Annotated in this window: 21 protein-coding genes; 8 read left to right on the top strand and 13 right to left on the bottom strand. The window is 62.2% G+C overall.

Annotated elements, in window-relative coordinates; genetic code table 11:
* On the bottom strand, nucleotides 1–689 hold a 689-nt coding region (locus B9A11_RS18365; RefSeq protein WP_143595926.1), incomplete at its 3' end, for a GTP-binding protein.
* A 172-nt stretch (nucleotides 690–861) separates the two neighbouring features.
* Entirely contained in the window at nucleotides 862–1,476 is a 615-nt protein-coding gene (locus tag B9A11_RS18360) for a hypothetical protein (protein ID WP_058247721.1), read from the bottom strand.
* A 122-nt stretch (nucleotides 1,477–1,598) separates the two neighbouring features.
* Between B9A11_RS18360 and B9A11_RS18355 the strand changes: the two genes are divergently transcribed.
* Nucleotides 1,599–2,963, top strand: coding sequence for a cytochrome P450 (locus B9A11_RS18355; protein ID WP_058247722.1), 1,365 nt, complete (start codon nucleotides 1,599–1,601; stop codon nucleotides 2,961–2,963).
* Nucleotides 2,964–3,032: 69 nt separating this feature from the next.
* On the opposite strand, the gene B9A11_RS18350 is transcribed toward B9A11_RS18355, so the two are convergent.
* The 4 genes from B9A11_RS18350 to B9A11_RS18335 all read right to left on the bottom strand — a co-directional run bounded on the left by B9A11_RS18350 (nucleotide 3,033) and on the right by B9A11_RS18335 (nucleotide 5,320).
* The gene (locus B9A11_RS18350) at nucleotides 3,033–3,605 is read right to left on the bottom strand and encodes a cob(I)yrinic acid a,c-diamide adenosyltransferase (RefSeq protein WP_058247723.1); all 573 of its coding nucleotides are present in this window, start codon (nucleotides 3,603–3,605) and stop codon (nucleotides 3,033–3,035) included.
* 3 nt (nucleotides 3,606–3,608) lie between these two features.
* Nucleotides 3,609–3,812, bottom strand: coding sequence for a twin transmembrane helix small protein (locus tag B9A11_RS18345; RefSeq protein ID WP_058247724.1), 204 nt, complete (start codon nucleotides 3,810–3,812; stop codon nucleotides 3,609–3,611).
* Nucleotides 3,813–3,884: 72 nt separating this feature from the next.
* Nucleotides 3,885–4,715 carry an SDR family NAD(P)-dependent oxidoreductase gene (locus B9A11_RS18340; protein ID WP_058247725.1) on the bottom strand — a complete coding sequence of 277 codons (831 nt, stop codon included), beginning with the start codon at nucleotides 4,713–4,715 and terminating at the stop codon, nucleotides 3,885–3,887.
* Nucleotides 4,716–4,756: 41 nt separating this feature from the next.
* Nucleotides 4,757–5,320, bottom strand: coding sequence for an SH3 domain-containing protein (locus B9A11_RS18335; RefSeq protein ID WP_058247726.1), 564 nt, complete (start codon nucleotides 5,318–5,320; stop codon nucleotides 4,757–4,759).
* A gap of 162 nt (nucleotides 5,321–5,482) precedes the next feature.
* Here B9A11_RS18335 and B9A11_RS18330 point away from each other — a divergent pair, with 162 nt between their 5' ends.
* From B9A11_RS18330 to B9A11_RS18305, 6 genes are all read left to right on the top strand, one after another.
* Entirely contained in the window at nucleotides 5,483–7,897 is a 2,415-nt protein-coding gene (locus tag B9A11_RS18330; RefSeq protein WP_058247869.1) for a DNA topoisomerase IV subunit A, read from the top strand.
* Between the two features lie 138 nt (nucleotides 7,898–8,035).
* On the top strand, nucleotides 8,036–9,238 hold the full coding sequence (locus B9A11_RS18325; RefSeq protein ID WP_058247727.1) for a DUF898 family protein: 1,203 nt from the start codon (nucleotides 8,036–8,038) through the stop codon (nucleotides 9,236–9,238).
* Nucleotides 9,238–10,359: a M48 family metallopeptidase gene (locus tag B9A11_RS18320; protein ID WP_058247728.1), complete on the top strand. Its 1,122-nt coding sequence runs from the start codon at nucleotides 9,238–9,240 to the stop codon at nucleotides 10,357–10,359. Before B9A11_RS18325 ends, B9A11_RS18320 begins: the two co-directional genes overlap by 1 nt.
* 77 nt (nucleotides 10,360–10,436) lie before the next feature.
* A complete protein-coding gene (locus B9A11_RS21225; RefSeq protein WP_143595924.1) occupies nucleotides 10,437–10,667 on the top strand; it encodes a hypothetical protein in 231 nt (76 codons plus the stop codon).
* 193 nt (nucleotides 10,668–10,860) lie between these two features.
* Nucleotides 10,861–11,619 carry an electron transfer flavoprotein subunit beta/FixA family protein gene (locus B9A11_RS18310; protein WP_058247730.1) on the top strand — a complete coding sequence of 253 codons (759 nt, stop codon included), beginning with the start codon at nucleotides 10,861–10,863 and terminating at the stop codon, nucleotides 11,617–11,619.
* Nucleotides 11,619–12,545 (top strand): electron transfer flavoprotein subunit alpha/FixB family protein, encoded by a 927-nt coding sequence (locus B9A11_RS18305; RefSeq protein ID WP_058247731.1) that lies wholly within the window; start codon nucleotides 11,619–11,621, stop codon nucleotides 12,543–12,545. Before B9A11_RS18310 ends, B9A11_RS18305 begins: the two co-directional genes overlap by 1 nt.
* A 56-nt stretch (nucleotides 12,546–12,601) precedes the next feature.
* Here B9A11_RS18305 and B9A11_RS18300 read toward each other — a convergent pair whose 3' ends face one another.
* Complete coding sequence (locus tag B9A11_RS18300; RefSeq protein ID WP_058247732.1) at nucleotides 12,602–13,444, bottom strand: DUF6473 family protein; 843 nt, start codon at nucleotides 13,442–13,444, stop codon at nucleotides 12,602–12,604.
* A gap of 156 nt (nucleotides 13,445–13,600) precedes the next feature.
* Between B9A11_RS18300 and B9A11_RS18295 the strand changes: the two genes are divergently transcribed.
* Nucleotides 13,601–14,476, top strand: coding sequence for a 3-hydroxybutyryl-CoA dehydrogenase (locus B9A11_RS18295; protein ID WP_058247733.1), 876 nt, complete (start codon nucleotides 13,601–13,603; stop codon nucleotides 14,474–14,476).
* 12 nt (nucleotides 14,477–14,488) lie between these two features.
* Here B9A11_RS18295 and B9A11_RS18290 read toward each other — a convergent pair whose 3' ends face one another.
* The 6 genes from B9A11_RS18290 to B9A11_RS18265 are packed head-to-tail and all read right to left on the bottom strand — an operon-like array spanning nucleotide 14,489 to nucleotide 19,158.
* Complete coding sequence (locus B9A11_RS18290; RefSeq protein ID WP_058247734.1) at nucleotides 14,489–15,367, bottom strand: lysophospholipid acyltransferase family protein; 879 nt, start codon at nucleotides 15,365–15,367, stop codon at nucleotides 14,489–14,491.
* A gap of 37 nt (nucleotides 15,368–15,404) precedes the next feature.
* Nucleotides 15,405–15,683, bottom strand: coding sequence for an HPr family phosphocarrier protein (locus tag B9A11_RS18285; RefSeq protein WP_058247735.1), 279 nt, complete (start codon nucleotides 15,681–15,683; stop codon nucleotides 15,405–15,407).
* Between the two features lie 27 nt (nucleotides 15,684–15,710).
* Nucleotides 15,711–16,103, bottom strand: coding sequence for a PTS sugar transporter subunit IIA (locus B9A11_RS18280; RefSeq protein ID WP_058247736.1), 393 nt, complete (start codon nucleotides 16,101–16,103; stop codon nucleotides 15,711–15,713).
* Entirely contained in the window at nucleotides 16,100–17,017 is a 918-nt protein-coding gene (gene rapZ / locus B9A11_RS18275; RefSeq protein WP_058247737.1) for an RNase adapter RapZ, read from the bottom strand. The genes B9A11_RS18280 and rapZ overlap by 4 nt, the downstream gene beginning before the upstream one ends.
* Nucleotides 17,014–17,388: an HPr kinase/phosphorylase gene (locus tag B9A11_RS18270; RefSeq protein WP_234988897.1), complete on the bottom strand. Its 375-nt coding sequence runs from the start codon at nucleotides 17,386–17,388 to the stop codon at nucleotides 17,014–17,016. Before B9A11_RS18270 ends, rapZ begins: the two co-directional genes overlap by 4 nt.
* A 48-nt stretch (nucleotides 17,389–17,436) precedes the next feature.
* Complete coding sequence (locus B9A11_RS18265; RefSeq protein WP_186009197.1) at nucleotides 17,437–19,158, bottom strand: sensor histidine kinase; 1,722 nt, start codon at nucleotides 19,156–19,158, stop codon at nucleotides 17,437–17,439.
* Nucleotide 19,159: the final 1 nt, after the last annotated feature.

The following is a 19,159-nucleotide window of genomic DNA, read 5'->3' as shown; positions in this document are numbered from 1 at the left end:
TCAACACGGCCGGTCACAACGGTACCGCGGCCAGAGATCGAGAACACGTCTTCGATCGGCATCAGGAACGGCTGGTCCACAGCGCGCTCGGGCTGCGGGATGTAGCTGTCAACCGCTTCCATCAGTTCCTTGATCTTGTTCTCGCCGATTTCCGGGTCGCGGCCTTCCATTGCGGCCAGAGCCGACCCTGCGATGATCGGAATATCGTCGCCCGGGAAGTCGTACTCGGACAGCAGCTCACGGATTTCCATTTCGACGAGCTCGAGCAGCTCTTCGTCGTCGACCTGGTCAACCTTGTTCATGAACACGACCATGGCGGGGATACCCACTTGGCGGCCCAGCAGGATGTGCTCGCGGGTCTGCGGCATCGGGCCGTCAGCTGCGTTCACAACCAGGATCGCGCCGTCCATCTGCGCCGCGCCGGTGATCATGTTTTTCACGTAGTCAGCGTGGCCGGGGCAGTCAACGTGTGCGTAGTGACGTGCTTCGGTTTCGTATTCCACGTGCGCGGTCGAGATCGTGATCCCGCGTGCTTTTTCTTCCGGCGCGCCGTCGATCTGGTCGTATGCCTTGAAGTCACCAAAGTACTTGGTGATGGCAGCCGTCAGCGTGGTCTTGCCGTGGTCAACGTGACCAATCGTGCCGATGTTGCAGTGCGGCTTGCCGCGTTCAAACTTTTCCTTACCCATCTCTGAGACGCCTCACAGTTGAAAGGGACCCAAGACGGGCCCCGGGGTTTGCATCGCGCGCCGGATACAGATTTGGGAGAGAGAAATCAAGCGATTGCTGACAAAGCGTGCGCAATCGTCTCGGGTCGCAGATTTGGGGCCGCAATTTCGGGGGCAAAGCGGCCCCGGATCGTCAGCCTTCGGCGTCTTGCGCGGGTTCTTCAGGCGCCTCGACGGCCTGTTCGGCTTCAGCGTCTGCGGGCTCTGCGGCCTCGACCTCTTCGGGTTCTGCGGGCAGGCCACCGAACCAGCCCTTTTCCTTTTGCATTTTACGCATCCACAGTTCCGTGTCGCGCGCGATGATGTCCGCAAGGCGCTGCATTTGCTGTTCGCGGGTCATGCTCAGGCGCGATTCGAAGACTTGAATGGTGCTGATGACCTCTGTTTCCGGGTTCAGCTTTTCCTGCGTCGCATCATCCCAAACCGTCACACGCACCGCGAGGGCCGATTTGCCCGGCACGATGGGGGGCGGCAGGGAATAGGCCTCGACGCTGACACCGATGTGATAGAACTGATCGCCTTCGAACCGGCGAAAGCGGCGTTCCAGCGCGGCATCAACGAGGGTGGTCCACTCTTCGGCGGTCGCCTCACGCGAGATCAGCATTTGCTGCAAATTGGGCGCAACCACTTCGGCGTGGCCCAGTTTGAAATCGCCAAGCGGTTCCAGCGGACCGTTGAGATCCTTGGTAGCCTCAGAGCAGGCAGTCAGGGCCAAAAGCATGGCCAGAGCGGTGAAAATACGCTTCATTCGGGTCCCTCAAGGCTGAGTTTTCGTTGGGATAGCGCGAAGGGGGCTGCGGCGCAATCGCCCCACGGGTTGGCCGGGGCGGGTTTGCGCCTATCTTTGAGGCAAGCAAATAGGGGAAGGCCATGACCCAGATGCAACCGATTGAACCGCAGCGCCTGCCCGTTCGGGTGCCGCTGGTCACGCAGCCGTTGGGGCTGTGGGGCAGCCTGAAAGCCTTGCGCAGGAACGTGCTGTCGATCCTGCCAGAGCTGACAGTCAAGCAGCCGATGGTCTCGGGGCGGACGGGCAAACGCTGGCATATGATCATGGACCCCGAGGCAAACCGGCGGGTGCTGCTGGAGAATCTCGACAATTATCCCAAGTCGCTGGTCACCAAGAACATGCTGAAACCCGCTATCGGCGAATCGCTGTTCATCGCCGAAGGGGCGCATTGGCGCTGGCAAAGGCGCGCCGCCGCGCCGGTGTTTTCCCATCGCAACGTGATGAACCTTGCGCCGGTGATGTCGGCCGCGGCGGAGCGGTCGGTTGAGCGGGTGCGCGAGGCCGGTCCGCGCGCGGTGGATTTCCTGTCCGAGATGGTGACGCTGACCTTCGACGTGATCTCGGACGTGACCTTTTCGGGCGATCAGGGGTTCGACCGCGACGGGGTGCACAATGCGTTGGACGCCTATATCTCGGAGGCGGCCAAGATTTCTCTGGCCGATATTCTCGGGCTGCCCGACTGGGTGCCGCGCTTGGGCCGGACCTTTGGCACAGGTGGCGTGCGCGACATGAAGCGCGTGGCCGATGCGGCGATCGAGGCGCGAGCGGCGCGCGGGGCGGACGGCGTTCCGGACCTGCTGGACCTGCTGTTGGCAGGCGAAGACCCCGAGACCAAGCGCAAGATGAAGACGTCCGAGCTGCGCGACAACCTGCTGACTTTCATCGTAGCGGGGCACGAGACGACGGCGCTGACCCTGGCGTGGTCGCTGTATTTGCTGGCGTTTGATCAGAATGTGCAGGACCGCGCGCGCGCAGAAGCCCTATCGGTGGTGCAAGGCGGCGTGGCGCAGGGCCAAGACATCGCCCGCCTGCCCTTTGTCCGGCAGATCGTGGACGAGGCGTTGCGGCTCTATCCTCCTGCCGGGATGTTGGAGCGCACGGCGCGGACGGCGGATACGCTCTGCGGGCGCGAGGTGCGGCCCGGCGACACGGTGATCCTGCCGATCTACGCGCTGCACCGGAACGAACTGCTGTGGGACGACCCAGACGCGTTTCGCCCCGACCGCTGGGCGGAAAAGCCGGATCGCTACGCCTACCTGCCGTTCGGAGACGGCCCGCGCATCTGCATCGGCGCGTCTTTTGCGATCCAGGAAACGGTGATCGTGCTGGCCACCTTGCTGGCGAATTTCCGGTTCAAAGCGGTCAAAGGCCGCACCCCCGAGCCGGTCATGATCCTGACCGTGCGGCCCGAGGGCGGGGTGTGGCTCGAAGCGGAACCTTTGTGACGGGGGGCCAAATTCCTTGTCCAAGGAATTTGCAAATTCTTTAAATAAAGAATTTGGCCGCGCCCGATATCAGCGGTTCGCGCCCGGGATCCAAAGCACGTCGGCTTTGCCTTGGTCGTTGGCAATCCGCGCGGCGGCAAAGAACCAGTCGGACAGGCGATTGAGGTATTTCACCGCCGCAGGATTCGCATCGTCCACAGCGGCCAGATGCACCGCCAGACGTTCCGCGCGCCGCGCCACCGTGCGGCAGTGGTGCAAATGCGCCGCCAAAGTCGTCCCCGCCGGCAGGATGAAACTGCGCAGCGGCTCGAGTTGCGCGATCATCGCGTCGATCTCTGCCTCCAGCCGATCCACTTGGCTCTCGACCATGCGCAGCACCGGATACCCGGCCTCATCGTCTTTGGACATGTCCGGGCGGCACAGGTCGGCCCCCAGATCGAACAGATCGTTCTGGATCGTCGCCAGTTGCTGATCCACCTCGCCAGAGGCGTGCAGCCGCGCCACCCCCACCACCGAGTTCAACTCATCCACTGTGCCATAGGCTTCGACGCGCGGATCGAATTTCGGCACGCGGGTCATGTCGCCCAGCGCGGTTTCGCCCTTGTCGCCGGTGCGCGTGTAAATCTTGTTCAGAACAACCATGACTTAGCCCCCACGACGCACGTAAACGAACAACAGGATCAGCAGGACCGCCACGAATTGCGCGCCAATCCGCCAGCGCATCGCCTTGTTGGCGTATTTGCGGTTGAACTCACCGCCGCGCGCGAACGATCCGATCCCAAACAGCAGGATCACCACAACGCCAGCCATCACCAGCGCCATTAAAATGAATAAAGGGTCTTTGGTCATAAGGGTCGCTCCTCAGCTTTCCCTGCCACATAGCGGAGCCGCCAGAAAAAGCGAACCTCCATAGGGTCGCGGTCAGCCTTTTGCCAAAAGCCAGTCCAGCGTCCGCGTCGGCAAAATCCGCCGCGCCGCCCCCATCAGATGGGTCGCGGTGGTCACGTAATAACGCGGCTTGGGGCGCGGGCTTTCGAGCGCATGGATCAACTTGGCGGTGACCGCAGAGGGCGGCAGCTCAAAGGTATCCTTGCCGCGATCCTCGTACAGGCGCTTGTTCAGCTTGGCGCGATATTGCTCTGCCCGTGGAGAATTTTCCCAGCGAATCCAACGCTCAAAATGGGGGATGGCATTGACGCGGATCTTGGAGGTCACCGGCCCGGTGTTCATCGCCACGAAGTGGATCGGCGTGTCGCGCATCTCAATCCGGAAGGTGTCGGTCAGCGCTTCGGTGGCGAATTTCGTCGCGTTATAGGCGGCGCGCCACGGCGCACAGACGATCCCCAAGACCGAGGAATGGTTGACGATCCGCCCATGGCCCTGCGCGCGCATCACCGGGATCACCCGTGTCGTCAGATCGTGCCAGCCAAAGACGTTCGATTCGAAGATCGCGCGCAAAGCGTCGGCGGGCAGGTCTTCGGCGGCGCCGGGAATCGCATGCGCGCCGTTGTTGAACAGCGCGTCCAACGTGCCGCCCGTCGCCCCCAGCACCTCGGCCAAGCCCTGCGCGATGCTTTCCTTATCAGTGTAGTCGATGCGCGGGCTCTCAAACCCTTCGCTCCGCAGGCGTTCGCAATCCGCCTCTTGCCGACAAGACGCAAAGACGCGCCAACCGCGCGCCTTCAGCCCATGGGCCGCGTCATAGCCGATGCCCGACGAACAGCCCGTAATGAGGATGGTTTTCTGTGTCATGCGGGTGGGGGTAGCCCAAGCCGCCCCGCCCGCAAAGGCCCTTATTGCGCCGCCGTCAGGAAACTGTCCGACATCCAGCCGATGTCGTTGCCATCGAGCGCGCGCAGCTTGACCCAGCCGTCGCCGGTTTCGTCCATGATCTCGACCTCTTCGCCGCGCAGCAGCTGCGTGACCACGTTGTAAGAGGTGCCCGGACCGCCGCGCAGGTTCACCCGGCTGCCGGTCACTTCGCGATAATCAATGCTCGACGCCACGGTCACACCCGGCTTGCCCTGATCGCGCACGGCGACTTGTTCGATCACGGCCTCAGCGGGGATTGCGCGCGCGGCCACAGGCGCGAGAACTGTTTTGATCGGCTGGGCATTGTCGAATTCGTACACTCGCTGTTGGCGCGCGAAACCTTCGAAGGTGGTCAGTTCAGAGCCCATGTTCGCGCGGGCGACCTGCGGCTGGACATTTTCTTGGACGGGCTCTGGCGTCTCGGTGGGTTCATAGACAGCGATCAGTTGCACGCCGTTGTTTCCGGGCACGAAATCCGCGCCCCCGGACAGCTCATACCAAGCCCAACTCATGAACCCAAACGTCAACAGGATGACACGCGTCATGCCCCTACCCCCAAACTTATCACCCGATGAAATTCCGCAATGCAGCATCTGCGGCTCTCTATTCCGTGATAACCGATTCCAAGGCAACCGCTAAGGGGGAAAACCGGGAAATTCTCCCAACCACGCTTGCCGGTGCCCGAGGGCAACGGTATCACCTCTCTCATGGATGACGACGCACTCGACCCCACTGACAACCCGCGCGATCTGGCGGAATCGCTTAGCCGAGCCATCGGCGAGCGCTACCTGACCTATGCGCTTTCGACCATCATGCACCGGGCGTTGCCGGATGCGCGGGACGGGCTCAAGCCTGTGCATCGTCGTATCCTATATGCAATGCGCAGACTTCGGTTAAGTTCCGGTGGAGGCTTTCTAAAGTCGGCCAAGATCAGCGGCGACACCATGGGGGATTTCCACCCGCATGGGGATGCGGCGATCTATGATGCCATGGCGCGCCTCGCGCAGGACTTTACGATTCGCTATCCGCTGGTGGACGGTCAGGGCAACTTTGGCAACATCGACGGCGATAACCCGGCGGCCTCGCGTTACACCGAAGCGCGCATGACCATCATGTCCGAGGCGCTGCTTCAGGGTCTGGACGAGAACGCCGTCGACTTCCGCCCCAACTACGATGGCCGCCTGATGGAGCCGTCGGTTCTGCCCGCGTCCTATCCGAACCTGCTGGCCAATGGCTCTAGCGGGATCGCCGTGGGCATGGCGACGAACATTCCGCCGCATAACATTGCCGAGCTGATCAGCGCCTGCCTGCATCTGATCAAATCGCCGAACGCGGTGGATGATACCTTGCTGCAATACGTTCCGGGGCCGGATTTCCCCACCGGCGGCGTCATTGTCGAACCGGCCGAGAATATCGCGAATGCCTATCGCACCGGGCGCGGGTCCATCCGTTTGCGCGCGCGTTGGACGGTCGAAGACCTCGGGCGCGGCCAGTGGCAAGTTGTCGTCACCGAGATCCCCTACCAGGTGCAGAAATCCAAGCTGGTCGAGCGGATCGCCGAGCTGATCCAGACGAAAAAGGTGCCGATCCTTGGCGATGTGCGCGACGAATCCGCCGACGACATCCGCCTGATCCTGGAACCGAAATCCAAGAACGTCGATCCCGACGTGCTGATGAACGCGCTGTTCCGGAACTCTGATCTGGAAACGCGATTTTCGTTGAATATGAACGTGTTGATCGACGGGGTCACGCCCAAGGTCTGCTCGCTCAAAGAGGTGCTGCGCGCGTTCCTAGACTTCCGCCGCGACGTGCTGATCCGCCGGTCGCGTCACCGGATGGCCAAGATCGACAACCGGCTCGAAGTGCTCGAAGGCTATTTGATCGCCTTCCTCAACCTCGACCGCGTGATCGACATCATCCGCTACGATGACGACCCCAAGGCGGCGTTGATGTTCGAAAACTGGTCGACCGCGCATCAGGCGACGATCGCCCGCGCGATGGACGAGGCGGATTATGTCTCGCCCTTGGCGGCTGGTGCGGCCTTGCCGCCGCTGGTCGAAGACCCCGACGCCGTGGTGCCCGACTGGCTGTCCGACGAGGAACAGAAAATCCCGCGCCGCTACGAGGGCCGCGAGGATGGGCTGTCCGACGTGCAGGCCGAGGCGATTCTCAACATGCGCCTGCGCGCCTTGCGCCGTCTCGAAGAGCTCGAGCTGGTGAATGAGCGCGACAAGCTGATGGAAGAGCGCGCCGGGCTGGTGGACCTGCTTGAAAGCGAAGACCTGCAATGGAACCGCATCGGCGACGAGTTGAAAGAGGTCAAGAAAGCGTTCGGCAAGAACCACCCGCGCGGCAATCGCCTCACGACCTTTGCCGAAGCAGGCGAGGCCGAGGAAGTCCCGCTGGAGGCGATGATCGAGCGCGAGCCGATCACGGTTGTCTGCTCGCAGATGGGCTGGATCCGCGCCATGACCGGACATATCGACCTTGGCCGTGAGCTGAAGTTCAAGGACGGCGACGGGCCGCGCTTCATCTTCCACGCTGAAACCACCGACAAGCTGTTGGTGTTCGGGTCGAACGGGCGCTTTTACACGCTATCCGCCGCCGGTCTGCCCGGTGGGCGCGGCATGGGCGAGCCTGTGCGCCTGATGGTTGACCTGCCCAACGACGTCGAGATTGTCGATCTGTTCATCCACCGCCCCGACGGCAAGCTGCTGCTGGCCTCTGACGCGGGCGACGGCTTTGTCGTTTTGGAACAAGACGTTGTGGCCCAAACCAAGGCGGGCAAGCAGGCGCTGAACGTCAAGGCGCCGGTGCGGGCCAAGGTCTGCAAACCCGTCGATGGCGATCACGTCGCGGTGGTGGGCGAGAACCGCAAGGTGCTGGTCTTCGCGCTGGACGAGCTGCCCGAGATGGGTCGCGGCAAGGGCGTGCGGATGCAAAAGTACAAGGACGGAGGCCTGTCGGACGCGCGGACCTTTACCCTTGCGGACGGGCTGTCGTGGCTTGACCCCGCCGGGCGCACGCGCACGGAAACCGATCTGGGTGAATGGATCGGCAAACGCGCAGGGACCGGGCGCATGGCCCCACGCGGCTTCCCCCGCGACAACAAATTCAACTGATACGGAACGGCGGGGGACACCTCGCCGTTTTCTTTTGCGGCTTTTCAATCACAGGGCGAAAGCGGTGCGTTTTCGCCCCCTTGCGCCCCCTCCCCCGCTTGAAGCTACTAGGCGTCACTGTGTTAAGGAACTGTGATTATGGAAACGTCAGACCATTTGCCCGTCGAGTATCGCGAAAATTCGGGCGGGTTGTTCAGCCTCGCCTTTAAAACGGGCCTTTTGGTATTCATCACCCTGGGCATTTACCGCTTTTGGCAAAAGACCCGCATCCGCAAGTTCATGTGGTCCTCCGCCCGCGCGGGCGGCGATGCGTTTGAATACACCGGCACCGGGCTGGAAAAATTCCTCGGGTTTCTGATCGCAATCGTGGTGCTGGCGGTCTACCTGGGCATCGTGCAGATGATCCTGTTCTACTTTGGCCTGTCGGTGCTGGCGGTGCCCACCGGCGACTACCCCACCCCGGCAGAGATCGCCCGCTTTATGGCGGCGTTCTATATTTCCATCGTCGCGGTCCTGCCGTTGCTGTTCTATGCCGCCTATCGCGCGCGCCGTTACAAGATGGCCCGGACGCGCTGGCGCGGCATCCGCTTTGGCATGGAAAAAGGCGCTTGGGGCTATGCGGCCCGTGCAATCGGCTATGGTTTGCTGAGCGTCGTGACGCTGGGGATCCTGACCCCGCTGGCGACCTTCAAGCTGGAAAAATACATGGCCGACCGCAGCTATTACGGCGATGCGCGATTCGAACAGGGCGGCAAGTGGACCGATCTGTTCGCCTGTCTGAAACATGTGCTGGTCGGTGTCTTGCTGGTGATTACCGGCATCGCGGCGGGCTTTGCTGGCTCTAACGTTCTGTCGATGCTGATGGTGCTGGTCGGCTATATCTGGGGCACGATCGGCCTGATTTACTACCGCGTGCACAGCTTTGCCTACCTGACCCGCCACAAGATCCTGGGCCAAGAGGTCTTGTTCACCTCGGACCCCAGCGCCGGCAAGGTCATCAAAATCTCGCTGCTTGGCAGCTTGGCCGTTGGTTTGGCGGCAGCGATTTTGCTGGGGGTTTTGGCGCTTGTGACCAACCTTGTCGCCATGCAGCTGCTATTTGCCTCGCCCGGTATGATGATAGGCTTTGGCTTGCTGGTGATCGCCGCCTATGTGCTGATCCTTGCCACGCTCGAAGCCCTGAGCCTGATGATCATCGTGCAGCCGATCCTTGCGCATTACGTCAGCACGATCAGCGTGCAGAACGCCCCGGCGCTGAACCGGATTCACCAGCGCGCGACCGAGACGGGCATTGACGCCGAAGGCTTTGCCGACGCCTTGGACATCGGGGGCGCGATCTGATGCAAGCTGGAACATCGGCGCAGTTCTTTGACGGTCTGACAGCGGGGCGGCACACGGTACACGTCGCCCTGTCCGAGGACCGTCAGGCGCTGATGATCCACGCCGACACCCTGCCCGAGCCGTTGCGCTGGCCGCTTCAAGACCTGCGCGCGCTGCGCGACGATTCGGACGAGGGCCGCCTGACCCTTACGCGCCACGCGCTGACCGATGACGAAGCCCCGCGCGATCCGGCGCGGCTGGTCATTCTGGATCCTGATCTGATCGACTGGATGCACCGCACCCGTCCCGGCCTGTTCCGGCGCGATCTGGGCAAAGGGACGTGGCTGAAGATCGGTAAATTCCTCGGCGGGGCGACGGCGGCGACGCTTCTCATGCTGTTCGTGATCCTGCCCGCCATGGCCGGAACGCTGGCGCGCGTCATCCCGATCGAACGCGAAGTCGCCTTTGGTCAAACCGTTGTGCGGCAGATCGAAGGGTTCCTTGGGGGCAGCATCGACAACAACCTGCGCTGCACTGACGCCGACGGTCTGGCGGCGCTGAACGCGATGATGGTCCGGCTGACGGACGGTCAGGACATGCACTACGACATCACGATGCACGTGTTTGATCACGAGATGGTCAACGCCTTTGCGGCCCCCGGCGGTCAGATGGTGGTCCTGCGCGGCCTGCTGGACGAGGCCGACAGCGCCGAGGAAGTCGCCGCCGTTCTGGCGCATGAGATCGGTCACATCGAATCGCGTGACCCGACGCGGGCGACCTTGCGGGCGGCGGGCTCTGCCGGGCTGTTGACCATGATCCTTGGCGATGTAACGGGCGGCGCGGGCATCGCCATCGTGCTGGATCACGTGATGAACGCCTCTTTCTCGCGCGAAGCCGAAGCGCAGGCCGACGCCTTTGCCCACGAGATGCTGCACGCCGCAGATGTGGACGTCAGCGCTATGGCGGTGTTTTTCGACAAGATCTCTGACCTGCAAGCTATTGAAATCCCAGAGTATCTATCGAGTCACCCCGTGACCGACGGGCGCGCGGCCCTGGCCCGACGCGAAGCACAGACCCAAGGCGCAACCCGCCCGATCCTAAGTGAGAGCGAATGGCAGAGCCTCAAGTCGATCTGCGACTAAGCGATCTCGTCGAAGAGGCTTAGCGCCTGTTTGACGCGCGCCGCCCGCCGTCTCATCGCGCTTGCACCGCGTGCTGTATGGATGCCGAGCACGATCAACATTTCTACACCGTCAGCGCGCGCAGCCTGTCCGACGCTTGGCGAGGCGACTGGTATCTCTGCGCCTTCGACGGCATCGCCGAGCCGCAGCTGGCCCGCTATCTCTTGCCCGGCATCATGCAGGCCAACGCGAACCGTGCAGGCCTCGCATATCATGCGTTGCCTAGAGGCCAGCTAGGCGCGCTATGCTGTCGCAGCGTAATTATCTGATGTTTTCTGCGCTGCTATTGTAATTATAGTGCGCGACAAATATGCACCCATTCAGGTGGCGTTATCGGAATACGCGACGTAGTTCAGCCGCAACAAGACGTTTTTGCTCTGTTTCAGCCGGACGGCGCGCGTTACACCATCGTCAGAGGAATCTTTTGCGGGGGCACCCGCTGTACTGAGGAGAGACACGCTTATGAAGGTACTCGTACCCGTCAAGCGCGTGATTGATTACAACGTGAAGGTCCGCGTCAAAGCGGATGGCACGGGTGTTGATCTCGCGAACGTCAAGATGTCGATGAACCCCTTCGACGAAATCGCTGTCGAAGAGGCGATCCGCCTGAAAGAAGCCGGCAAAGCGACCGAAATCGTCGCTGTGTCCATCGGCGTCAAGCAGGCGCAGGAAACCCTGCGCACCGCGCTGGCCATGGGCGCCGACCGCGCGATCCTCGTCGTGGCCGCCGATGACGTGCACACCGACATCGAGCCGCTGGCCGTTGCGAAAATCCTTGCCGCCATCGTCAAGGAAGAAGAGCCGGGTATCGTTCTGGCCGGCAAGCAGGCGATCGACAACGATCTGGGCGCTACCGGTCAGATGCTGGCCGCGCTGATGGGGTGCTCGCAGGCGACCAACGCCAACACCGTGGACGTGGACGGCGACAGCGCTGTTGTGACCCGCGAAGTGGACGGCGGCCTGCAGACCATCAAGGTCAAGCTGCCGACGATCATCACCACCGACCTGCGTCTGAACGAGCCGCGCTACGCGTCGCTGCCGAACATCATGAAGGCCAAGAAAAAGCCTTTGGATGAAAAGACCGCCGCCGACTATGGCGTCGACGTCAGCCCGCGTCTCGAGATCGTCAAAACCGACGAGCCCGCCGCGCGTTCGGCTGGTGAAATGGTTGGCTCGGTCGACGAGCTGGTTGCGAAACTCAAGGAAAAGGGGATCGTCTGATGGCTGTACTCCTGCTTGCTGAAATCAACGACGGCGCGCTGGCGATGGACGCCACCGCCAAGGCCGTGTCCGCGGCCAAGTCGCTGGGCCCCGTGACCGTTCTGGCCGTCGGCTCCTCCGCCAAGGACGCAGCTGCCGAAGCTGCGACCATCGACGGTGTTGCCGCTGTTCTGGTGGCCGAAGACGCCACCTATGGTCACCGCCTTGCGGAGCCCACCGCGGCGCTGATCGTGTCGCTGGCTGGCGACTATTCCCACATCGTCGCCCCCGCCACCACGGACGCCAAGAACATCCTGCCGCGCGTTGCCGCGCTGCTGGACGTGATGGCGATCTCGGACGTGACCGGCGTTGTCGATGCCGACACGTTTGAGCGTCCGATCTACGCGGGCAACGCCATCCAGACTGTAAAGTCCAAGGATGAAAAGAAGGTTATCACCTTCCGCACCTCGACCTTTGACGCGGCTGGCACCGGCGGCTCTGCTTCGGTGTCCGACGTGGCCGCAGCCGACAACCCCGGCCTGTCCGAATGGGTCGAAGACAAGGTTGCCGAAAGCGATCGCCCCGAGCTGACCTCGGCTGGCATCGTTGTTTCCGGCGGCCGCGGCGTTGGCTCCGAAGAAGACTTCAAGATCATCGAAGCGCTGGCAGACAAGCTGGGCGCGGCAGTCGGTGCATCCCGCGCGGCAGTCGATTCGGGCTTTGCACCGAACGACTGGCAGGTGGGTCAGACCGGCAAGGTCGTGGCACCGGACCTGTACGTCGCGGTCGGCATCTCGGGTGCGATCCAGCACCTCGCGGGCATGAAGGACTCCAAGGTGATCGTCGCGATCAACAAGGACGAAGAAGCCCCGATCTTCCAAGTGGCGGACTACGGCCTGGTCGCAGACCTGTTCGAAGCCGTGCCGGAACTGACTGGCAAGTTGTAAGCAACCGCTTTCGTTGAACATTTCAAAAGGCCCATCCCCGCGGTGGGCCTTTTTTTTCATGCCTCGGGCTCCGCCCCGATCAAGGGCGCAAGAATGTCCTCAAGCGCGCGCGCCACCTCGAGATGGGCGAGCGGCCCCATGACTTCAGCGGCGGCGCATGCCTCGAAATCGGAATAGACCATGCCGCTGGTGCCCGCTGAAAGCGCCGCTTCGGACGGCACAACCTCGACCGTTGCGGTCACGCGCGGACGCAGGGTTTCGACCATGTCACGCGTGACGAACAAGGGATCGCTGGCGGTTGGAATGCTGCCCTCGATCGGCACCGGATGATCGGCAAACCACAACAGCACAACTTTGCCCCGGATTTGCGTCAGGATGTTCTTCATCCGGGCAACCCAGGCCTGCCGCAGCTCGGTGACAACCTCAGAGAACCGCTCTGCCGAGATGTCATGCAGCTGCCCCAGCATGTGCCGGACAAAATGGAACTCGGTAAAATCGACCTCTGGATAGAGGTTCTCCAAACGTTCTGATGCCTTCAAAAAGCGATCATTCCGGCGCGGATGCACGGAGTAATACCGATTGGACATGTTCTGCGCGCCCATCAACTGCACGACCTTGGCCTCGGCCCCCACCACAAGGCTCAGGACAGACGGATCGTTCAGATACAGATCAACCCCGGCGTTCACGACACCGAAATTCACGCAAGCCATCGACAAGCGTTTCTCAACCAAACCCGGATAGGGTCGTTCGATGAACCGCCCATAGGTTTCGGTACTGCCCAGAAAGGCAATGTATTTTTGATCCAATTGCCGCCGAGGACCGCGAAACAGGATTCGCGAGCCGCCATAGCGACACGGATAATATTCAAGGGCGCCATGGCCCCCGCCATGTACGGACATATCACCCACCTATTTTTTCTCACCCAACACATAGATTCGCTGAAATCTCTTGCGATTTAGCTAATGTTAAAAAGCGTATAGAACTCTTTGGACCTGCCCTTGCGGCCTGCCCTTTTGCGGGCCTATGGTTGCGTGAAACCAAAAAGGATGACGGGCATGGAGATCAAATCGGTCGGCATCGTGGGCGCCGGGCAGATGGGCAACGGCATCGCGCACGTGATGGCCTTGGCGGGGTACGATGTGCGCTTGAACGACATCAGTCAGGATGCGCTGGACAGCGCTTTTGCGTTGATCGGTAAGAACCTCGACCGTCAGGTCAGCCGGGACAAGATCTCTGCCGAGGAACGCGACGCCGCCATGGGGCGGATCAAAACGACGCTGTCACTGGCCGATGTGGCGCAGACCGACCTTGTGATCGAGGCCGCCACAGAGCGTGAAGAGATTAAGCATAAGATTTTCGAGGCTTTGTTGCCCGATCTCAAGCCCGAGACGATCCTGACCTCGAACACCTCGTCGATCTCGATTACCCGTCTGGCCAGCCGCACCGACCGGCCCGAAAAATTCATGGGGTTCCATTTCATGAACCCGGTGCCGCTGATGCAGCTGGTCGAGCTGATCCGCGGCATCGCCACCGACAAGGACACCTATGACGCCTGCCTTGCTGTGGTGGGAAAGCTGAACAAGACCGCCGCCAGCGCCGAGGACTTCCCCGCCTTTATCGTTAACCGCATCTTGATCCCGATGATCAACGAGGCCTGCTATACCCTGTACGAAGGCGTGGGCAACGTGCAGTCCATCGACATGGCGATGAAGCTTGGCGCGAACCACCCCATGGGGCCGCTGGAGCTGGCGGATTTCATCGGGCTGGACACCTGTCTGGCGATCATGAACGTGCTGCACGATGGCTTGGCGGATACCAAATACCGTCCCTGCCCGCTGCTGACGAAATACGTCGAGGCCGGCTGGCTGGGCCGCAAAACGCAGCGCGGTTTCTACGATTATCGCGGTGAGACGCCGGTGCCGACGCGCTGAACGCCGTGGCCCTTAGCTATTGCCGAGGGCCATCACCCGCGCGCGCAGCATGGCCACTAGCTCGCGCGGGCCACCTGCGAACTCTTTGATCTCTTGCGGCGACAAAGGCGCGCCAACCACCGGCTTTTGCGCCCGGTTGCAGGCGTGGATCACCTCGTGGATCAGCAAACCCTGCCGCAAGGTCGCCGACAATTTGTTGGCAATTTGATAGGCGCGGGAGTTCTGCCCTGGAAAGTGGATCGGCACCACGGTTGCGCCGGATCGCGTGATCATCTTGGCGGTAAACGGGTTCCAGCCCGCTTCGATCGCCGGGCCCCACCAAGTTTCCGAATGCGCCACGACGCCGGACGGGAACAGCACGATCACGCCCCCTTGCTTGAGATGCTCCATGGCGCGGGCGCGCATTTCCAGGCTTTGCTCGCGGGCGTCCGCCTCGTGCGGGAAGGGAACCGGGATCATGAACGGCTCGACCTCTTGCACGCCGGTCAACAGCGAGCGGGTCAGGATCTTGTAATCGGTGCGGACGCGGCCAATCAGCTCGGCCAGCACCATGCCATCGACAAGCCCATGCGGGTGGTTCGCCACCACGATCACCGGGCCGGTCTTGGGGATGTGGGCGATCTGCTCGGGCGGGGTCAGCAGGTCGATCCCCATGATATCAAGCGCTTGGCTCCAGAACGCCTGGCCCTCAGCGGGGCCCATACGTTCAAAGCGGCGCACCATGCGCAGCAAGGGGATCTTGCCGGTCAGCCACTCCATCACCCGGATGGTGTTGGCTTTGATCGGGTTGGGAAAGGTGTTGGCGTAAGAGACTTTGCGCTTGTCATAGGGGGCATCGGCGGCCGTGACGGGCGCCTCGTCCAATTGCGTCGCTTGGGTACTTTCCACCATGCGCCTTCAAATCCCTTTGCCGAGCCGTCGCCCGGACCTAACAATCCTCCCCGAACCGGTCGGCGACAAGCGCTTCGATGGCGTCTGCCAAAGCCTCGGCGTCAGGACCGGATGTCTGGACCTCAATAGTGGTTCCCTTGGCAGCTGCCAACATCAAAAGGCCCATGATGCTGTCTCCGCCCGCGGACATGCCGTCACGTGACACTTCTGCCGATGCGTCGAACCCCTCGACGACCTCGACCAATTTGGCCGACGCGCGGGCGTGCAGGCCTTTCTCGTTCACGATCTTCAGCGAGCGGCGGGTGGCGTCGGTCATGGTGTGTCCTGAATTTGGGGGCGGCGCTTAATCGGCCGGAATGTTCTGGCTGTCAATGTACTTGCGACCGGCCTCTAGCGCGGTGCGCACCGCCTCGGGGACGGTTTTGTCGCGGCTTTTCGCCAGTTTGATCAGCATGGGCAGGTTCGCGCCGTACAAGATGCGGCGATCATCGGGGCGACAGGCGTTCAGCGACAGATTGGACGGCGAGCCGCCAAACATGTCGGTCACCACAACCACGCCCTGGCCGCTGTCGACGTCGTTCGCGGCGTCGCAAATCTCGGCCTGTTTGATCGTTCGATCGCAGTCAGCCTCGATCGAGATCGCAATCATGCCGGGCTGCCTGCCGACCACATGTTCGACCGCGGCGAGGTATTCCTTCGCCAAGCCGCCATGCGCCACGATCACAATTCCGATCACTGGGATTCCTTTCCAACTTGGGGGCCCGACAAGGCGGCAGCGCCGCGCCGTTCAAGCTCTCGGTGTCTAATTGACACCCGCCAGCCTTCTTGCGCAAGGGCTGCCGTGACGGATTCCGCCATGCAGACCGATCTATGTTTACCCCCGGTGCAGCCAAAACCGATGGCGAAATGCGCTTTGCCCTCTTGGACAACGCCGGGAAGCATGAACAACAGCAGATCAGCGACCTTTTCGAGGAACGGGGCAAAGCGCGCATCCTGCGCAATATAGTCAGCCACATCAGGGTTTTGGCCGGTAAAGGCGCGCAAGTCCGGCTCCCAATGCGGATTGCGCAGAAACCGGCAGTCAAACGCCATGTCCAAGCCCTGCGGCAGCCCGCGTTTGTAGGAAAAGCTCTGGACAGAGATCGCAACGCCCTGCGCGACCTGCTCGCCGAACCACCCTTCCATCTCGGCGCGCAGGTCGTGGACCGTCAGGGCCGAGGTGTCGATCAGGATGTCGGCGTGGGCGCGCAAGTCTTCGAGCAAGGCCAGTTCGCGCGCGATGCCATCGGCGGGCGTGTCGAGCGGCGCCAGAGGGTGACGGCGACGCGTTTCCGAATAGCGCCGTGCCAGCACGTCGGGCGAGGCATCGAGATAGGTCAGATCAACGGTCAGATCGGGGCGCTGCCGTAGCATGTCGCGCAGCTCGGTCACGCCTGCCGCGCTGAAATCGCGGTTACGCGTGTCGATCCCCAAGGCAAGCGGCCGCGTCACCGCCCCGCCTTCGATCAGGCGGGGGATCAGGCTGAGGGGGATGTTGTCGATGGCCTCGAACCCAAAGTCCTCAAGCGCGTTGATCGCAGTCGACCGCCCGGCACCCGCTGGCCCGGTCACAAGGACAACATGTTGAGATGTGCGCAAATCCTGGGTCACGAATGCTCTCTCCGGTCCCCTTTAAGATATTGCACGAGACCTGCCGCAAAATAGGGGGACGCGAAATTGTGAAGCAAGGGCAAGTCGTGCCCCAAAAGTTTTATCTTTCGTATAGGCGGCAGGCGTGCCCCATCGGTTTGCGACATATCCAAAACGGCAGCAAGCGGCGTCGGCCCGGCGGGCGCGGCATTGAGCAGGCCGATCCCACGCGATTCGATCATGCCCTTGATGGCGTCCGGGGCGTCGGCGAGAATCCCTTTGTCGCTGACGGTCAGCACGGTTTGATCGTCGGATACCAGCTGCGCCCCGCGGGCCATCATTTCCAGCGCCAGCCCGGATTTGCCGCTGCCCGACGGCCCTTGGATCAGCAAAGCGCGGCCTGCCACAGCGACGGTCGTGGCGTGCACCAAGGTCATGGCTTAGATCGGAAGGCCGACGACGAAACGCGCGCCCAAGGGTTCCGATGTGACGTCTGCTTCGGTGGGGCGGATGTTTTCGGCCCAGATCACGCCGCCATGCGCCTCGACGATCTGCTTGGAAATCGCCAGACCAAGACCGGAGTTATTGCCGAAATCGGACTGTGGACGCGAGGTGTAGAAGCGCTTGAAAATCTTGGCCAAAGCCTCTTCGGGGATGCCAGGGCCGGTGTCCTCGACGACGACCAGCACGCGGTTGTCGCGGCGGCGCGCCCAGACGCGGATCGCGTCGCCATCCTCGCAAAAGGAAATCGCATTGGTGATCAGGTTCACAAAGACCTGCGCCAGACGCGCTTCTAGGCCGTGGATCTGGATCGGGCGTTTGGGCAGGTCGGTGATGAACTCGACCCCCTTCTTGCGCGCGTCTTCGCCAAGGAATTCCGACAGGTTGCCCAGCATCTTGAGCAGATCGAACTCTTGCTCTTCTTCCTTGACCAGCTCGGAATCCAGACGCGAGGCATTAGAGATGTCCGACACCAGACGGTCCAGGCGGCGCACGTCATGTTCGATCACGTCCAGCAGTTTCTGGCGGTGATCCTCTTTCTTGACCATGCGCAAAGAGCCGACCGCAGAGCGCAAGGAGGCCAGCGGGTTCTTGATCTCGTGGGCGACGTCAGCGGCGAACTGTTCGTTGCTGTCGATCCGGTCATAAAGCGCGCTGACCATGCCGCGCAAAGCGCCGGACAGGCGGCCGATTTCGTCGGGGCGCGCGGTCAGGTCGGGGATACGGATGCGGCCCGTGGTCTTGGACCGGCGGTTGCGGTCGCGGCCAATCTCTGCGGCGTCGGCCAGATCGGAAATCGGGTTTGCGATGGTCGAGGCCAGCACAAGGCTGAGGCCAATGGACACCAGCGTGGCAATGACGAACATCTGCAAGACGCGCTCACGCTCGGCGCTGACGGCGGCGTCGATTTCAGCGGCGGTGGACACCAGCGCCACGGTGCCAATGATCAGATCGCCCTGCCGGATCGGGCTGAAGGCGTGAAACAAGGTCTCGCCGCTGGGGCCGGTGCCGGCTTCGACGCGGGTCACCTCGGGCTGGCCAGCTTCGATCATGCGGCGCAGCTTGTCCTCAAGGACGAGATCCGGCTCATCGCCGAAATAGGTGAACAGGCCCGCGACCGAGGTCCAGACCGTGTTCAAAAAGTCGGAAATCAGCGTCGGCTTTTCCTCGGGCTGGGCAGAGGACAGGACAGGCGCCATGTTGCCCGCCGTCTCGCCCACGAGGAAATTGGCGCTGTCGTAGATCAAAACCTGCGTGCCTTGCCGCAGCTCCAGCCCGCCGACGGTGGCCTGCACGTCCAGCTCGGGCGAGGTGCCAAGCGCGACCGGTGCGCCCATAGGCAGCTGCGCCTCGAAGACGTCGGCGATCAGCTCGACCTCGGACTGCAAAGCGTTGACGCGCTGCACCGCGAGCGTATCGCGCGACGAGTTCAGCCACAGGATCCCGGCGGCCAGAACGTTCAGCGCGATCAGGTTGAAGGTGATGATCTTGCGAGTCAGGGGCGAGCGATTGAGCGTGAAAAGGCCGCGCCGCGCGCGGGTGTCGCGCAGCTCTTTCTCGACCGTGCTGTCCGGGGCGATCCAGTCATCGCCCAGAACAACATCCGAGTCGCGTCGATCGATCTGATCGTCGTCCATGCCTATCCGCTCGGCCAAGGCCATC

Source organism: Tropicibacter naphthalenivorans, from assembly GCF_900176475.1.
GTDB classification, from domain to species: Bacteria; Pseudomonadota; Alphaproteobacteria; order Rhodobacterales; family Rhodobacteraceae; genus Tropicibacter; species Tropicibacter naphthalenivorans.
This window is presented reverse-complemented; position numbering and strand designations above follow the sequence as displayed.

Excerpts from the sequence above, each read along its gene's own strand:
- B9A11_RS18305 (WP_058247731.1), top strand. The coding sequence starts at position 11,619 with ATGGCTGTACTCCTGCTTGCTGAAATCAACGACGGCGCGCTGGCGATG.
- B9A11_RS18355 (WP_058247722.1), top strand. The coding sequence starts at position 1,599 with ATGACCCAGATGCAACCGATTGAACCGCAGCGCCTGCCCGTTCGGGTG.
- B9A11_RS18340 (WP_058247725.1), bottom strand. The coding sequence starts at position 4,715 with ATGACACAGAAAACCATCCTCATTACGGGCTGTTCGTCGGGCATCGGC.
- B9A11_RS21225 (WP_143595924.1), top strand. The coding sequence starts at position 10,437 with ATGGATGCCGAGCACGATCAACATTTCTACACCGTCAGCGCGCGCAGC.
- B9A11_RS18285 (WP_058247735.1), bottom strand. The coding sequence starts at position 15,683 with ATGACCGACGCCACCCGCCGCTCGCTGAAGATCGTGAACGAGAAAGGC.
- B9A11_RS18320 (WP_058247728.1), top strand. The coding sequence starts at position 9,238 with ATGCAAGCTGGAACATCGGCGCAGTTCTTTGACGGTCTGACAGCGGGG.
- B9A11_RS18300 (WP_058247732.1), bottom strand. The coding sequence starts at position 13,444 with ATGTCCGTACATGGCGGGGGCCATGGCGCCCTTGAATATTATCCGTGT.
- B9A11_RS18335 (WP_058247726.1), bottom strand. The coding sequence starts at position 5,320 with ATGACGCGTGTCATCCTGTTGACGTTTGGGTTCATGAGTTGGGCTTGG.
- B9A11_RS18290 (WP_058247734.1), bottom strand. The coding sequence starts at position 15,367 with ATGGTGGAAAGTACCCAAGCGACGCAATTGGACGAGGCGCCCGTCACG.
- B9A11_RS18265 (WP_186009197.1), bottom strand. The coding sequence starts at position 19,158 with ATGGCCTTGGCCGAGCGGATAGGCATGGACGACGATCAGATCGATCGA.
- B9A11_RS18310 (WP_058247730.1), top strand. The coding sequence starts at position 10,861 with ATGAAGGTACTCGTACCCGTCAAGCGCGTGATTGATTACAACGTGAAG.
- B9A11_RS18295 (WP_058247733.1), top strand. The coding sequence starts at position 13,601 with ATGGAGATCAAATCGGTCGGCATCGTGGGCGCCGGGCAGATGGGCAAC.
- B9A11_RS18350 (WP_058247723.1), bottom strand. The coding sequence starts at position 3,605 with ATGGTTGTTCTGAACAAGATTTACACGCGCACCGGCGACAAGGGCGAA.
- B9A11_RS18325 (WP_058247727.1), top strand. The coding sequence starts at position 8,036 with ATGGAAACGTCAGACCATTTGCCCGTCGAGTATCGCGAAAATTCGGGC.
- B9A11_RS18360 (WP_058247721.1), bottom strand. The coding sequence starts at position 1,476 with ATGAAGCGTATTTTCACCGCTCTGGCCATGCTTTTGGCCCTGACTGCC.
- B9A11_RS18345 (WP_058247724.1), bottom strand. The coding sequence starts at position 3,812 with ATGACCAAAGACCCTTTATTCATTTTAATGGCGCTGGTGATGGCTGGC.
- B9A11_RS18330 (WP_058247869.1), top strand. The coding sequence starts at position 5,483 with ATGGATGACGACGCACTCGACCCCACTGACAACCCGCGCGATCTGGCG.